The organism is Sphingomonas sp. QA11 (assembly GCF_028473665.1).
Classification (GTDB): Bacteria; Pseudomonadota; Alphaproteobacteria; order Sphingomonadales; family Sphingomonadaceae; genus Sphingomonas; species Sphingomonas phytovorans.
In genome coordinates this window covers 502923-518159 of the sequence record NZ_CP098774.1, presented here as the reverse complement: position 1 = coordinate 518159, position 15237 = coordinate 502923, and the positions used below count along the sequence as shown (strand labels likewise).

Below are 15237 nucleotides of genomic sequence, written 5' to 3'. Positions count from 1 at the left end.
CTCCCCGGAGGGGAGAGGGCCTTTATTTCCCAAACCCGAACACGTCCTGGTGGAAGCGTCCGTCCTCGATCAGTTCCTCAAGCCATGCCGATCCCTGTGCATGCTCGTCCCCAGCCTGCTGCATCTGGATGCGGATCAGCGTGTCGCGCACCGCGGGCGCCATGAAACGTCCGTCACCGCACAGGAAAATCTGCGCGCCGGCGCTGAGCGCGGCCCAGACGCGGTCCTGTTCGGCCCAGAGTGCTTCCTGAACGAACTTCCACGGATGAGAGTCGACAGCGGAAAAGGCGAGATAGGGATCGATCACCCCGTCCCGCGCCCAGCCCTCGATCTCGTCGCGGCAGAACCAGTCGTGATCGGGATGGCGGCAACCGAAGAAGAGCAGGCTTGTCGCAACCTCCTTCCCCATCGCCTTTTGTGCCGCCCGTTCCTGGATGAAGCCACGCAGGGGCGCGAAGCCGGTGCCGGGGCCGATCAGGATCATCGGCACGCCTGTATCGGAAGGCGGGGCGAAGGGCGGGTTCGGGCGGCGGACATAGCCGAACACCTGATCGCCCGGCGCGACGCCCTGCATATAACCGGAGGCGAAACCGCGATGCTCGCCAAGGCCCGACCAAGCGGGCGCCGCCATGGTGCCGACGATCAGTTCGGCGACGTCGGGCGACACCAGCGGGCTGGACGCGATCGAATAGAATCGCGGGGAGATCGCCGCCGACAATTCGACCAGCGAGTCGAGCGAGAGTTCTGCGGCAGGATGCTGGTCGAGCAGGTCGAGCAGAGTGAGGCGCTTGCCTGCCACCTCTGCATCGAATGCCTCCTCCAGCCGCGCCAGGTCGCGCTTCGTGTTGGGGCAGCGGGTCTGCGCGGCGATCACCGCTAGAGCACGCCGGGGCAACGGATCGGACAGCTCGACGAAATCAGTCAGCAATTGCCTGACCGTCACTGTCTGGCCGAGCGGCAGGTGGCGGAAGCGCCCGCCCTGCCCGTCCACGCGCAATTGGGTCGAGCCCTTGAGGCCGAGCCGGTCCATAGCGCGCTCGACCAGATCGGGGCGGTTATGGGCATAGACGGCGATGTGATCACCAGTGTGGTAATGCTGGCCCTGCGGCAGACGGATGCGGATGAAACGGGTCGACGGGCGCGGCGGCTCCTTCGCGAAATCCCACAGACCGTCGGCGGGCAGGATCATCTCATCATTGCCGGCGATTTCAAGCTGCTGGGCATGTTCCGGCAAGGCGGCAGCGCGCGCCGCCGAGGTATCGATCGGCTGGAGCGACAGAGTGGAGACCGACTCGCTCGGCGCTGAATCGCTGCCCAGCGCCTTCCACAGATCGCGCACGAAACCGGCGACGGCGCCATCGAAATCGCCCTGCCCGTCAGCCTCGGCGCGGGGTAGCAGGCGGGTCGCGCCCGCAGCCTCGATCGCGGCGTCCACCCGCTTGGGGAATATCTGGTAATTGGGCCATTGGCTGTTGCCGATACCGAGCACGGCGAAGCGCGCGCCGCTCCAGTCGGCACCCTCAAAGGCCCCGGCATCAAGCGCTTTCTCGACCGCCAGCGCCGTGTCGGGCGCGCGCCCGTTATAGGTGGCGGTGACGATGACGATCACCTTGTCCTCGGGCGCGGCCCCACCCTTGAAGCTCTCGTCCATCGACCGGACGATCGTCTCGAACCCATCGAGATTGGCCCGCTCGGCGATCTCCTCCGCAATGTCGCGCGCGGTGCCGAGGCTTGAGCCATATAGCACCGCGAAACGCTGGCCGGTGCCGGAGACCGAGGCGACGGGCGCTTCCTCCGCCCGATCCTCGACGGGGGCGACGCTCAGCCGCTCGTGCGGCGCGCGAAGCCGGACGCGCATGTAGAACTCGTCCGGCTTAATCGAGAGCGTTTCCTTGATCCGCAGCTTGTAGGCATGGGGATCGCTGATCGCGAATTTCTGGAGCAGCATGGCCAGCGCCAGCTTCGCCTCGACCATGGCGAACTGGCGACCGATGCACGCGCGCTCGCCATTGCCGAAGGGCTTGTAGGCATGGGGGTGCCGCGCGGCCTCAGCCTCGGGCAGCCAGCGGTCGATATCGAATTCTTCCGGATCGGCCCAGACGCCGGGATCGCGGTGCAGGCCGGGCGAAAACACGTTGATCGGGCGATCCTTGCGCATGTGCCATTTGCCGCCGATCACGACATCCTCGAACGGCGCCACGCTGAAGGCGGGCGCGGTCGGCCAAAGGCGCATCGCCTCCTTCAGGACGCGCTCGATCACTTCGAGCTTCACGATGTCGGTATAGTCAGGGCGCTTGTCGCCGGGGAGGACCCGGTCGACCTCGGCATAGGCCTGGGCCAGCACATGCGGATGGCGCAGCAGCAGATGCTGCGAGAAGGTGAGCAGGCCCGAGGTCGTCTCATGCCCGGCGATCAGGAAGGTAAGCACCTGATAGCGGATGTTGATGTCGTCGAGGCCCTCGCCCGTTTCCGGATCGACCGCGCTCAGCATCAGGTTGAGCAGATCCTTGCCGTCGTTCGGATGAAGGCGGCGTTCGGCGATGATGCCGTCGACCAGCGCGTTCATCTCGGCGATGTCGGCCTCGTACTGGCGCATCGCCTTTTTGGCGAAGCGCTGCTGGATCGGCAGCCGGGTGATCATGTTGAGCGATTCGCCGAGCGCCCGACCCAGCGCTTCGAGGAAGCTGTCCAGTTCCTCCTTCTCGAAACTGCTGAACCGGTGGCCGAAGCCGGCGACCGCGATCGAATCGAGCGTGAAGCGGGTCATGTCGTCGGCGACCAGCACGTCAGTCCCCGACAGGCGCGACCATTTGCCGACAAGCTGGTCGGCCACCTCAAGCATCATGTCGAAATAGCCGCGCATCGCGCGCTGGCTGAAGGCGGGGAGCAGGATGCGATGTGCCTTGCCCCAGTTCGGTTCCTCGCTGAACGCAGTGAACAGGCCATCGCCGGCGAATTTGCGCACCACGCGCAGGCCCGGCCCGGGCATCTTGCGGAAGCGAGTCTCGTCGCACAATTCGGCGACGAGATCGGGCGAGGTGACGAACAGGCCGATCCGACTGCCGAATTTGAGCTTGAAGATGCCTTCGGGAAAGTCGCGGCTGACGGCGAGCAGGTGACCGATCAGCCCGGCGCGGGCGATCTGGTGGAGATGTCCGACGACGGGCAGGCCCGGTGGCGACGGAATCACGGGTCGCTCGACCGCAGTTGTCGCCATCCTCCCACCTTTCCCCTGTGTTCCAGGGCGCGTGTCGTTGGACGGCAGTGGAACACAGCCGAGCGCCGGGCGCAACCTTGGACGATGCGGGCGGCTCCCCCCTTAACGTGACCTCAACACCCGTTGGGGCAAGGCCGGGGCATGATGATGGTTCGCAAGCCCGCCCCCGCCCTGCCATCAGTCCCGCTGCCCCTTGCCGTGGCGCTGACGGTCCTGTGGGTGGCCGTGGTGTGGATGACCATGCCGCTTATCACCACGGACATGACGACGTATCTTCTCCCCTGGTTCGACCACATCGTCGCGACCGGCCCGGTGGCGTCCTTCACCGAGCCCTTTTCCAACTATGCCCCGCCCTATCTCTACCTTCTCGCCGCGCTGAGCCTGTTCAACGGCGTGCTGCCGGCCATGACGCTGATCAAGCTTCTGTCGATCGCCGGAACCGTGGCGCTGGCCTTTGCCGTGCGGCACCTGCTCACCCGTTTCGATACGTCCCGGCCGGTGCGCACCGCAGCGCTGGTCTTCGCGATGCCCAGCATCCTGCTCAACGCGACGCTATTCGGCCAGTGCGACGCGCTATGGGCCGCGCCGTGCGTGATGGGGATCGCCGCCGCGCTGGATCGCCGGCACGCCGCGATGCTCGCCTGGTGCGGGCTGGCGCTGGCGTTCAAGGCACAGGCAGTGCTGGTCGCGCCGTTTTTTCTGGCGCTGCTGATCAAGCGCCGCGTGCCGCCGAGGCTCTGGCTCATCGCGCCCGCGGTCACGATCGCGACGATGCTGCCGGCCTGGGCGGCGGGCTGGCCAGCAGCCGATCTTGCGACGATCTATCTTCGCCAGGCGGATACATTCCAGATGCTGTCGTTCAACGCGCCGAATATCTGGGCGATCCTCCAGGCGCTGCCGCTCGGCCTGCCGCTGTCCGGCCTTGCCTGCGCCGCCGCGATCGGCGGGACCGCCGCGTATATCGCGCGCTTCTCGACCCAGATTCTCGACAACAAGGCGCTGCTGTCGGCCGCCTTGCTGGCGACGCTCGTCACCGCCGGGCTGCTGCCGCGCATGCATGAACGCTATTTCTTCCTTGCCGATGTGCTGGCCCTGGCCCTGGCCCTGGTATGCCGCGACAAGCCAAGCCTGACGATCGCGATCCTGGTCCAGGCGGGCTCGACCCTGGCGTTGCTCAGCTATCTGAGCGGCGTCGCGGGATTGGCCGCGCTCGGCGCGGTGGCGATGATCGTCGCGACGTTTTTCCTGGCCCGGCCACTGCTCAACCCCGCGGCGAACGACAATCCCCTTCTGGCACGCGCGATTTGACCATCGACGCTGCGGCAAAACCGTAACCTATGGTAGGTATCTGACCCATTCGTGCGATTCGGGAGTGGGGGATTCAGTCGGATGTCGATGTTCAACAACAGCAGGAATAGCCGCGATCCGGGCGCCACGCTGCCGCCCGCCCCTGCCCTCCAGCCTTCGGGCGGGAAGCGCGGGATGTTCTCGGTGCTCGGGCCCGACGTCACCATCGTCGGCAACGTGTCAGCAACGGCCGATCTTCATATCGACGGCCGTATCGACGGCGACGTGAATTGCGGCAGCTTCGTGCAGGGCACGGACAGCCGGATCAACGGATCGGTCAAGGCGGACATCGCGCGCCTGGCCGGTGCGATCGAAGGATCGGTCTCGGTGCGCCAGCTCACCATCGAGCGCGCCGCGCGGATCACCGGCGATGTCGAATATGAGACGATCGCGATCGAGAATGGCGCGTCGATCGACGGCCGCCTTAAGCATATCGCCGCCGATGCGGGCGCTCGCAATTTCGAGCGCCACGCGCCGATGGCCCCGGCGCCGGACATCATCGTGGTCAGCTCGAACGGCGAAGCTGCCTGATCCTTATGGGCGGCGGTCAGCGTGACCGCCCCCTACATGCCGATATTGCCCATCGCGTCCTGATATCGGATCGACGCGCTTGCGATGTCGACGGCGGATGGCGGTTGCGCCTGAACGGCATGAAGCTCCTCCCCTGTCGCGACGATTGTGCCCGTGGCAAAGGGAGCGAGTCCAGTAGCAACGGGAGAGCGGCGATGACCCAGATGACCCTGCCGATGGAGGGTGGCTGCCGCTGCGGCAAGGTGCGCATCCGGATCGACAAGCCGCCGATGCTGACGATGGCGTGCCATTGCACCGGCTGCCAGAAGATGAGCGCCAGCGCCTATTCGCTCAGCGTCGCCATTCCCACCGACGGCTTCACGGTGACGAAGGGCGACACCGTGATCGGGGGGCTCCACGGCGACCAATCGCAGCATCATCATTGCGACTGGTGCAAGAGCTGGGTGTTCAGCCGGATCGCGTTCGACGTCGGCTTCGTCAATGTCCGCCCGACGATGCTCGACGATGCAGGGTGGTACGTTCCGTTCATGGAGACCTATACCAGCGAAGCACTGCCCTGGGCGAAGACACCCGCAAAGCATCGCTACCCGCAGTTTCCGGAGATGGCGGATTTCGGGAAACTGCTCGCCGAGTTTGCCGAGCAAGCTTAACGGTCGGAACCACGCCTGGTCCCCTTATTGTCGTCCGGAGGTCGAGATGAGCAACGCCGACTTGAACGATCGCCAACTTCTGCGCGAAGCCATTGCCGCGTTCCGCGAGAAGAATATCGAACGCGCCAGGCCTCTTTTCGCCGAATTTTCCGAACGCAGCGTAGCGAGGGTCAAAGCCAGGGTCGCGAACGATCCAGCGTGATCGGGCGTCCGCTCAGGCACGCCGCCCGCCAGACGCTGCCCTGAAGCCATCTCGGACCCGGACGCTCACCCACTGCCGGCGGCCGGATCAGGTCGATCCGGCGACCGTCCTCCGCTACGCGCGGGCCCTCGCTTCCAGCTCGGCATCATATTTTGACGACGCGGCAGCGAGCGCCGCGATATCATCCGAGCAGATGAACGGTTTCAATGCATCGAACTTTGCCTTTTCCCACTGGTAGATGCCCAGGGCGAGGAGGGCAGCGACCGTCTCCGATGGAAAACGCTGGCGGATTGGAACAGCGGGATTGCCGGCCACGATCATATAAGGCGCGACATCCTTCGTGACGATCGCACCGGAGGCAATGACCGCGCCTTCGCCGATGGTAATGCCGGGCATGATCATGGCACGCATGCCGATCCAGGCGCCGTCTCCGATGACCGTGTCTCCCTTGCTCGCATAGGCATCGAGGATGACTTCGGGAAAGGGGTAGAGGCTGAACCAGTCAGTGCGGTGGGTGTGGTTGCCCCCCATGAGGATGACCGCCTCAGCACCGATGCACACATGATCGCCGATATGGAGCTGGTCGACAGGCCATTGCGACACCCAGGTGGCTGCGCTGTATTCGTCGCCATAGAGATAGCGGACAACGCTCTGCTCAAACGAGCCCGACCAGGCGTCGCTATAATAGCTGCCTCGCCCGCGGATATGGATGTTTGGATTCTTTACCGTCTCGTGAAGATATTCGACGTTGGACCAATGCTTCTTGCGACATGTCATATTTGGCATATCTGTTCACTAGGCCGAGAGGCCGAAAGCCATGCCGGCCGATGTCAATCCGCCGCCCTGCCCGAGCGTATCGCTGAAAACTGAGTCGCAGGATCTCGCCGCATCTCCCGCTATTATCGTGTATCCCATGGTGGGGCTTGCCGCAAGCGGGGGCCCTTGTCCTATGAAAACGGCCCTCGATTCGCATCAAAGGAGCCGCGAGCCATGTCAGCGTCCGCCAGCATGTTTTCACCATCATTCTTCCACGGAACACGGGCCGACCTGAAACCCGGAGACCTGATCGTCGTCGGCTACCAATCCAACTTTACCGAAGCCACGCCGCTATCCTGGGTATATCTGGCGGGCACGCTCGATGCTGCGATCTGGGGCGCCGAGCTTGCCGCGAACGGTGGGCGAGAACGGATTTACGTCGTGGAACCGACCGGGCCGATCGTGGACGATCCCAACCTGACCGACAAGAAGTTTCCCGGCAATCCGACGCTGTCCTATCGCTCCCGCGATCCACTGCGCGTCATTGCCGAAGTTACAAAGTGGGAGGGACACCCGCCCGAACAATTGCAGCAGATGAAGGATGGTCTCGCCCGTTTGAAGTCGGAGGGCGCGGATATCATCGACTGACACATGAACGCTATCCGGCATGTTCCGATGGGTTTGCATAGCGGCAGGGCTTCAACGGGAGGGTCGATCTCTCGCTCGGTGAATGGCACCGACAAGAATTGATCGGCGCTTCCGGCCTGGCTGGATAGAGTTCTATGGTGCGATCAGCCGGGCGCGATCGAGATCCTGTTCCGTCAGTTCCTGAGCCGAGACATATCGCGTGGTCCATTGCGGGTAGCCCCCAGGCGTCATCTCGATATCGGGAAGGCCGATGGGATCGTCCCCCGTCTCTACCCACCCTGCGCCGAGGCAATGATCGCAGATCACGCGCTTGCAGCGAAAGCTCACCAGATCGATCTCGCTGTTCCATTGCCCATGCCCCACGCAGACGGGGCACATCGCATCGAGCGTACCGTTGCGGGGCTGGAGCGGGACGATGTCGAACGCGTGCGGGCTGTCCGGCCCCGCGCAGGTAACGATCATGCTGGCGTGAGGCATTGGCTGCACTCTTCTTCTGGAGAAAACGCTCCAACGTGCCGGGCTCGCATAGGTTCGATCGTTCAGCCCAGCATGCCCTGATAGCTTGTCGGACTTCGCGGCAACGATATCCGCGCCGTGACCCCGGCCGCTACGATGAGCGCCAGCGCCGCACCGCCAAGGACCAGCGCCCGCCGCGACGGCCGCCGCTCGCCGGCCAGCAAGATGGTCGCCATCACCGCCGCCATCATCGGCCAGAGATGATAGCGAAGATCGGAGGCGATGCTCACCACGGCGAAGCTCGCCTCAAGCATGAGCCCGGAGACCGCGAGCGCCAGCGCGAGATCGCGCGCGGGGCTCCGTGGCCGGGCCAGCGCGACGCACAGGCCGACGGCAGCGACGACGATCCACGCGATCGGCCAGCCGAGGGGTGTCTCAACGAGCCAGCCGCCAAACCAGGCGATCGCCGACGCGACCGGTCCCGGGGAACCGAGACCGATACCGTTCGGTTCCGACCGGCGTGGCGGGGCGGCGTCGGGCCTGCCCATCGGCACGAGCAGGCGATCGGTCGAATTGAGATGCGCGAGCCGGTGCCTGGCATAGGCGATGGGATGACGTGCGATCGACCCGAGCCACAGGGTAGTAAGAGCACGCGGCGGAATCAGTTCGAGACGCCGGGCGATGCTGCCGCAATGATCGTCGTCACCAAGCGGATCCCAGAAATAGGGCTGATAGCAATGGCGCTGCTCGATCAGCGCTCGCTCGGCCGGTAGAAGGACGTCGGCGCCGCCGGAGAAATGCGCGATGCCCGCAAGATCGAAAATCGGCAAGGTGCGCGTGACCTTAGTCTCGTCGGCACCGAGCAGGCCGTGGTTGATCGGCGGGCTCACCGCGAGCACCATGAGGATGCCCGCGACAAGGGCGAGGCCGCGCTGCCAGAGCCGCATCGACCATGGCGCCAGCATCACGACCAGCGGCACGACCGCGAAGACGGCATTCGCGCGAACCAGCATCGCATATACGAGCAATGCCGCCGCCACCGCCATCGCAATGATCGGCACGCGCCTGTCCGCGAGGCGCCACCAGCCGACCAGCCCCGTGGCGGCCACGATCGCGCCGAGCATCTGGGTGTCCTTCAGCACGGCCGCCTGCCATCCGACGAAGAGCGGGAGCGCGCCGATGGCGAGCACCGCCACGCCAGCGCGCACCCTGCCCGACCGGGCGAGCGCGGCCGCGAGCAGACCCAGGCCGAGCCAGTACAGGACGAACTGGACCACGAACATCGGCGTCGCGCCCGGCCCGAGCGGATGCAGCACCGCCCAGAGCCGCGCCATCGCCGGCGGGTGCCAGTCGAGATAAATGCCGCTCAGGACCTGCTTGTACTGCTCGACCGAGTCATACTCGACCACGCCGGGCCACCAGACCGCCAGCGCGACGCAGCAGAGAAGCGAGGCAGCGATGGCGAGGCGAACCGGACTCCCGCCCCCCACCGTCAGGTTTTCCGAAGATCCCGGAGCCATCTGCGCTTCCGGATCAGCGGATGCGTTGACCGCCCTTGATGACGGCCGCCGGATGTTCGAGCAGGCGGACATCGGCCAGCGGATCGCCGTCGACCGCGACGATATCGCCATAGCGCCCCACCGCGATCGTGCCGACATCGCCGGTGCGCCCAAGCGCCTGGGCCGCATTGCTGGTCGCCGCGCGGATCGCCTCGAGCGGCGGCATGCCCCATTCGACCATCTTGGCGAATTGCAGCCCGTTCTGGCCGGCGGGGAAGACCCCGCCATTGTCGGTGCCGAAGACCATCTTCACGCCCGCCTTGTAGGCGTCCCGGAAGGTCTCGCGCTGGCGGCGGCCGATCGCGCGCTCCTTCTCCAGCGATTCCGGATAGACGCCGTTCTTCGCCCCCTCGGCAAGGATATAGTCGTCGTCATAGATATCCATCGAGAACCAGGCGCCATGTTCCTTCGCCAGCCTGAAGGATTCGGCATCGGCCAGACTGGCATGCTCGATCGTGTCGATCCCGGCGCGGAGCGCGTCGTTGATCCCCGCGGTGCCATGGGCATGCGCCGCGACCTTCAGCCCGAGCATGTGCGCCTCGTCGGCGACTGCCTTCATCTCCTCGAAGGTCATCTGCTGGGCGCCGGCGACGTCCGAGCGCGACAGCACGCCACCGGTCGCGCAGATCTTGATCACCTCGGCGCCATATTTGCGCACCTTGCGCACGAGCTTGCGATAGCCCTCCGGCCCGTCGGCGACCGAGGGGGTCGGCACTTCGGCGAAGCTGGGAGGCAGGCCCTCGGTCCCGTCGCAATGCCCGCCGGTCGCGCCGAGCGCAAAAGTGGCTGGAACGACGCGCGGGCCAGGCACATAGCCACGCTCGATCGCCTGTTTCAGGCCGACATCGTCATACCCGCGCGAGCCGACATTGCGCACCGTGGTGAAGCCGGCCTCAAGCATCGCCTTCGCGTTCGCCACACCCACCGCCTGCCAGAAGCTGTCGGTGAATTCGAGCGCCTTGAAGCCGCTGATCCGCGCATCCGAATCCAGATGAACATGCATGTCGATCAGACCGGGGAGGATGGTTTTCCCGGCGAGATCGATCCGCTTCGCATCCTTCGGGATCGCAACCGCGCCCTGGGTGCCGACCGTGGTGATCCGGCCATCGACGATCACCACCGCAGGCTTGTCGAGGATCCGTCCGGCGGCAACGTCGACCAGGTGATCGGCGGTGACGACCACCGTCTCCGCCGTGCTTGGCGCTGCGACCAGCGCCAGCAACGCACCGCCCAGATATTTCAGCATGGCTTCCCCCTTTTTTCGACCCGCCATCGCCTCGTGACGGGCCGTTTTTCGAACCCGCCACCGGACTAGCGCAGATTCGAAATCCGACGAAACACAACTTCCGTTCGTGCCGGCCAGCCACCGAGGCGGCCGGAAGGTGCATTAAGGACAGGCCTCACGCGCCATATGACCGGCAGGCACCGAACGGTCAGATGTGCAGCGCCTTCCCATAGGCACCGAGCACGCTCTCATGCATCATCTCGGACAGGGTCGGGTGGGCGAACACCGTTTCCATCAGCTCCGCCTCGGTCGTTTCGAGCTGGCGGGCGACGACATAGCCCTGGATCAACTCGGTCACCTCGGCGCCGACCATGTGCGCGCCGAGGAGTTCGCCGGTCTTCGCGTCGAACACCGTCTTCACGAAACCCTCGGCCTCGCCCAGCGCGATCGCCTTGCCGTTGCCGATGAAGGGGAATTTGCCGACCTTGACCTCATGGCCGGCTTCCCTCGCCTTGGCCTCGGTGAAGCCGACCGAAGCGATCTGGGGCCGCGAATAGGTGCAGCCCGGAATGTTCCAGGTCTCGAACGGATGCGGCTTCTCGCCGGCGATCGCCTCGACGCAGACAACGCCCTCATGGCTCGCCTTGTGCGCCAGCCAGGGCGGGCCGGTGACATCGCCGATCGCGTAGATGCCCTCGACATTGGTACGCGCATAGCCGTCAGTGACGATATGGCCGCGGTCGGTCTTCACGCCGAGTTTCTCGAGCCCGATATCCTCGGTGTTGGGCACGATGCCGATCGCGACGATGGCGTGGCTGAACTCCTCGGTGGTCACCGTGCCGTCCTTGCCCTTGATCTTGGCGCTAACGCTCTTGGCGCCCGGGGTCAGGCCTTCGATGCCGGCACCGGTGATGATTCGGATCTTCTGCTTGGTCAGCGCCTTTTCCATGAAGGCGGATACTTCCTCATCCTCGACGGGGAGGATGCGCGGCAGCATCTCGACGATGGTCACCTCGGCGCCCATGTCAGAATAGAAGCTGGCGAACTCGACGCCGATCGCGCCGGAGCCGATCACCAGCAACTTCGTCGGCATCTCTTCCGGGACCATCGCGTGGCGATAGGTCCAGACTCGCTTGCCGTCGGCCTTGGCGAAGGGCAGGTCGCGGGCGCGGGCGCCGGTCGCGATGATGATGTTCTTCGCTTCGAGCTCGGTGGTCTTGTCGCCCTGCCTGACGCTGAGCTTGCCCCTGGCGGTGACGGTGCCGGTGCCTTCGTACACGGTCACCTTGTTCTTCTTCATCAGGCCCTTCACGCCAGCGTTGAGCTGGCCCGCGACCTTGCGTGAGCGCTCGACGATCTTCGTCAGGTCATAACCGGGATTATCGACCTTCAGGCCGTAATCGGCGGCGTGGCTCATATAATGATAGATTTCCGACGTGCGCAGCAGCGCCTTGGTCGGAATGCAGCCCCAGTTGAGGCAGATGCCGCCGAGACGCTCCCGCTCGACGATCGCGGTCTTCAGCCCGAGCTGCGCCGCGCGGATCGCCGCGACATAGCCGCCGGGGCCCGAACCGAGGATGATGAGGTCGAAACTGTCAGCCACGTGGTAGATCCTTCTTCTCCCTCCCCCCTTGCGGGGGAGGGCTGGGGAGAGGGGGCGGAGACGAAACCGGCTCGATGCCGCGTTCGTCTCCTTCGAGCGCAACGAGGATGGACGTAAGAACGCCTTCCGGATTCTTCAGTATGTCGTTGTTCCAGAAACGCAGGAGGCGGAAGCCCTGGGCTCTCAGCCAGTCGTCGCGAAGCGTGTCGCAGGTGCTTTCCAGATGTCGCGAGCCATCTGCTTCAACGATCAACCGTGCGGCAAAGCATACGGAGTCGACGATATACGGATCGATCGGCTGCTGGCGTTTAAATTTCCATCCGGCCAGCCGCTTGTTGCGGAGGACCTGCCAAAGCGCTCGTTCCGCTTCTGTAGGATGGGAGCGCATGTGCCTAGCGTTGCCAAGTGCGCTCGACTTCGTCGAGCCCCCTCTCCCTCCCAACGCTTCGCGTCGGGCCCCTCCCTCCCCCGCAAGGGGGGAAGGGTTAGAAGATATGCCGATCATCCGGCCAACGCCTTTGGCCTGCCGCCCTTGCCCATCGATACCAGAATATAGGTGCCCCGCGCCGCCTGCGCAGTGCCTTCGCCGTGGCGGTCGCGGCGCCAGACTTCGACCGCGACCGTCATCGAGGTCTTGCCGGTCGCGACGATCTCGGCGTGGAAGGACACTTCGTCGCCGATGTTGACCGGCGTGGTGAAGCTGAAATCATTCGCCGCGACCACCGGCGCGTGCCCGCCGCAATGGCGCGAGGCGACGGAGCCGGCGGCAAGGGCCATCTGCCCCATCAGCCAGCCGACGAAGATGAAGCCATAGGGGTTCGCATCCGCCGCCATCGCGGTTGCCCGGATGACGGGCGGGCTTTCGGGAGGGCGGTCAGCCATTGGCGCTTGGCTGGCCGGTCTTCGACTCCTGATCGGCGCGCCAGGCGAGCCTGAGCGGCCTGATGCCCATGAACGCCACCACCGCCATCACGACATAGGCGACATCCCAGATCGCGCCCGCCGAGCGGGGCACGCCCCAGGCAGCAGCCGACGCGAGCAGCGCCGTGCCCACGAGGCCGGCCGCGATATGAAGCAGTTCGAAGAGAGTCCGCTTCACCGCGCCCTCACGCGACCATGCCCAACGGGTTCTCCACCAGCGCCTTGAACGCCTGCATCAGCTGCGCGCCATCGGCGCCATCGATCGCGCGGTGATCGAAGCTGCCGGTCGCCGACATGACCGTCGCGATGCCGAGCGCATCGTCGATGATCCAGGGGCGCTTCTCCCCCGCGCCGATCGCCATGATCATGCCCTGGGGCGGATTGATCACCGCCTCGAACTGCTTGATGCCGAACATGCCCATGTTGGAAAGGCTGGCGGTGCCGCCCTGATATTCCTCGGGCTTCAGCTTGTTGTCGCGGGCACGGGTCGCGAGATCCTTCATCTGCTCCGAGATAGCGGCAAGGCCCTTCGTATCGGCCCCCGCGATGATCGGGGTGATCAGGCCCGACGGCGTCGAGACGGCGACCGAGATGTCGGCACGCTGGAAGGAAATGAGCTGGTCGGGCGTGAACATGACGTTGCACTTGGGCACCTGGATCAGGCTGACGCCCAGCGCCTTGATGAGGAGGTCGTTGACCGACAGCTTCACGCCGCGCGATTCGAGGGCGGCGTTGAATTCGGTGCGCAGCTTCAGCAGCTTGTCGAGCCGGATATCGACCGTGAGGTAGATGTGCGGCACCGTCTGCTTGGATTCGGTGAGACGGCGCGCGATCGTCTTGCGGATGTTCGACAGCTTTTCCGCGGTATGCGGGATGTCGGGGACGACCGCCGGCCTGGCGGGTGCAGCAACTGGAGCGGCGGCTTCAGGTGCTGGCGCGGCAGCGGCAGGCGCGGCGCCGGGCTTGGCGCCTTCGACGTCAGCCTTGACGATGCGGCCGTTCGGGCCGGTACCGGCGAGCGCCGACAGCTCGACGCCCTTTTCCGCGGCGATTCGCCGGGCGAGCGGGCTTGCCTTCACTCGATCGCCCGAGGCGGCGTCCGGAGTTGCGGCTGGCTTGGGCGCTTCCACGGCGGGAGCGGGCGCGGCTTCCTGCTTCGGCGCGTCTGCCTTGGGCTCCTCCTTCGGCGCGGCGGCCTTGGGCGCGGGGGCTGAATCGGCGCTCTCGCCCTCTGCCAGCAGGGTGGCGATGACGGTACCGACCTTCACATTGTCGGTGCCCTCGGCGACCAGGATCTTGCCGATCACGCCTTCGTCGACGGCTTCGAATTCCATCGTCGCCTTGTCGGTCTCGATCTCGGCCATCAGGTCGCCCGACTTGACGATATCGCCTTCCTTCACGAGCCACTTCGCCAGCGTGCCCTCCTCCATGGTAGGCGACAACGCGGGCATTTTGATCTCGATCGACATGGGGAGGCTTTCCTCTAACCGAATCCGTAGCGGCCCGTTCCCTTCGCGCCCGATGCGAGCGGGGTCAAGACCGGGTGCGTTCAACGACGCTGCTCTTGCGCAAAACCCGGGCCCGGCCCAACTAGCGCAGAGAGGGGTAAGCCATGCGCATCTATCTGGTCGTGATCGACGAGAATCCGGAAAGCGAGATCGCCCTGCGTTTCGCGGCCCGGCGCGCGGTGAAGACCGGCGGGGGGGTCGAGATCCTCGCCCTGATCCCGCCGGCCGAGTTCGTCGCGTTCGGCGGCGTTCAGGCGACGATCGAGGACGAGGCGCGAATCCATGCCGAGGCGCTGGTCGCCGGCGCGGCTGGCACGTTGCTCGAGGAATCGGGCCTGCGCCCATCGATCACCGTGCGGCAAGGCGAAGGCCCGAAGATCATCCGCGACATGATCGCCGAGAATCCCGATATCTCGGCACTGGTGCTCGGCGCCGCCGCGAGCGGCGCGCCCGGGCCGCTCGTCGCGCATTTCGCCGGCACCGACGCGGGGGCGCTGCCGATCCCGCTGATGATCATCCCGGGCTCGTTGAGTCGCGAGGCGATCGACCGGCTGAGCTGACGCCGGCAATACGGAAGAGGGTTGAAGGCGCCCGTGCTTCCCGCCACCATTGGG

Annotated in this window: 16 protein-coding genes; 6 read left to right on the top strand and 10 right to left on the bottom strand. The window is 65.5% G+C overall.

Going from position 1 to position 15237, the window contains the following annotated elements; translation table 11 throughout:
* Positions 1-22 precede the first annotated feature (22 nt).
* The gene (locus tag NDN01_RS02495; RefSeq protein WP_272625561.1) at positions 23-3217 is read right to left on the bottom strand and encodes a bifunctional cytochrome P450/NADPH--P450 reductase; all 3195 of its coding nucleotides are present in this window, start codon (positions 3215-3217) and stop codon (positions 23-25) included.
* 141 nt (positions 3218-3358) lie between these two features.
* Between NDN01_RS02495 and NDN01_RS02490 the strand changes: the two genes are divergently transcribed.
* The 4 genes from NDN01_RS02490 to NDN01_RS02475 all read left to right on the top strand — a co-directional run bounded on the left by NDN01_RS02490 (position 3359) and on the right by NDN01_RS02475 (position 5947).
* Positions 3359-4525 (top strand): hypothetical protein, encoded by a 1167-nt coding sequence (locus NDN01_RS02490; protein WP_272625560.1) that lies wholly within the window; start codon positions 3359-3361, stop codon positions 4523-4525.
* A gap of 81 nt (positions 4526-4606) precedes the next feature.
* Complete coding sequence (locus tag NDN01_RS02485; protein WP_272625559.1) at positions 4607-5095, top strand: bactofilin family protein; 489 nt, start codon at positions 4607-4609, stop codon at positions 5093-5095.
* 194 nt (positions 5096-5289) lie between these two features.
* On the top strand, positions 5290-5745 hold the full coding sequence (locus NDN01_RS02480; RefSeq protein ID WP_272625558.1) for a GFA family protein: 456 nt from the start codon (positions 5290-5292) through the stop codon (positions 5743-5745).
* 46 nt (positions 5746-5791) lie between these two features.
* The gene (locus NDN01_RS02475) at positions 5792-5947 is read left to right on the top strand and encodes a hypothetical protein (RefSeq protein WP_272625557.1); all 156 of its coding nucleotides are present in this window, start codon (positions 5792-5794) and stop codon (positions 5945-5947) included.
* A gap of 114 nt (positions 5948-6061) precedes the next feature.
* On the opposite strand, the gene NDN01_RS02470 is transcribed toward NDN01_RS02475, so the two are convergent.
* Positions 6062-6724 carry a CatB-related O-acetyltransferase gene (locus NDN01_RS02470; protein WP_272625556.1) on the bottom strand — a complete coding sequence of 221 codons (663 nt, stop codon included), beginning with the start codon at positions 6722-6724 and terminating at the stop codon, positions 6062-6064.
* Positions 6725-6937: 213 nt separating this feature from the next.
* Here NDN01_RS02470 and arr point away from each other — a divergent pair, with 213 nt between their 5' ends.
* Entirely contained in the window at positions 6938-7351 is a 414-nt protein-coding gene (gene arr / locus NDN01_RS02465; protein WP_272625555.1) for an NAD(+)--rifampin ADP-ribosyltransferase, read from the top strand.
* A 132-nt stretch (positions 7352-7483) separates the two neighbouring features.
* Here arr and NDN01_RS02460 read toward each other — a convergent pair whose 3' ends face one another.
* From NDN01_RS02460 to NDN01_RS02425, 8 genes are all read right to left on the bottom strand, one after another.
* Complete coding sequence (locus NDN01_RS02460; RefSeq protein WP_272625554.1) at positions 7484-7828, bottom strand: hypothetical protein; 345 nt, start codon at positions 7826-7828, stop codon at positions 7484-7486.
* Between the two features lie 62 nt (positions 7829-7890).
* On the bottom strand, positions 7891-9327 hold the full coding sequence (locus NDN01_RS02455) for a hypothetical protein (protein ID WP_272625553.1): 1437 nt from the start codon (positions 9325-9327) through the stop codon (positions 7891-7893).
* Between the two features lie 13 nt (positions 9328-9340).
* The gene (locus NDN01_RS02450; protein WP_272625552.1) at positions 9341-10612 is read right to left on the bottom strand and encodes a Xaa-Pro dipeptidase; all 1272 of its coding nucleotides are present in this window, start codon (positions 10610-10612) and stop codon (positions 9341-9343) included.
* A 187-nt stretch (positions 10613-10799) separates the two neighbouring features.
* Positions 10800-12194, bottom strand: a complete 1395-nt coding sequence (gene lpdA / locus NDN01_RS02445; RefSeq protein ID WP_272625551.1) for a dihydrolipoyl dehydrogenase — start codon at positions 12192-12194, stop codon at positions 10800-10802.
* Positions 12187-12582, bottom strand: a complete 396-nt coding sequence (locus tag NDN01_RS02440) for an endonuclease domain-containing protein (protein ID WP_443025190.1) — start codon at positions 12580-12582, stop codon at positions 12187-12189. Before NDN01_RS02440 ends, lpdA begins: the two co-directional genes overlap by 8 nt.
* A gap of 113 nt (positions 12583-12695) precedes the next feature.
* Complete coding sequence (locus tag NDN01_RS02435; protein WP_272625549.1) at positions 12696-13076, bottom strand: acyl-CoA thioesterase; 381 nt, start codon at positions 13074-13076, stop codon at positions 12696-12698.
* On the bottom strand, positions 13069-13293 hold the full coding sequence (locus NDN01_RS02430; RefSeq protein WP_272625548.1) for a hypothetical protein: 225 nt from the start codon (positions 13291-13293) through the stop codon (positions 13069-13071). Before NDN01_RS02430 ends, NDN01_RS02435 begins: the two co-directional genes overlap by 8 nt.
* A 7-nt stretch (positions 13294-13300) precedes the next feature.
* The gene (locus NDN01_RS02425) at positions 13301-14584 is read right to left on the bottom strand and encodes a pyruvate dehydrogenase complex dihydrolipoamide acetyltransferase (protein ID WP_272625547.1); all 1284 of its coding nucleotides are present in this window, start codon (positions 14582-14584) and stop codon (positions 13301-13303) included.
* Between the two features lie 143 nt (positions 14585-14727).
* Here NDN01_RS02425 and NDN01_RS02420 point away from each other — a divergent pair, with 143 nt between their 5' ends.
* The gene (locus NDN01_RS02420; RefSeq protein ID WP_272625546.1) at positions 14728-15183 is read left to right on the top strand and encodes a universal stress protein; all 456 of its coding nucleotides are present in this window, start codon (positions 14728-14730) and stop codon (positions 15181-15183) included.
* Positions 15184-15237 lie beyond the last annotated feature (54 nt).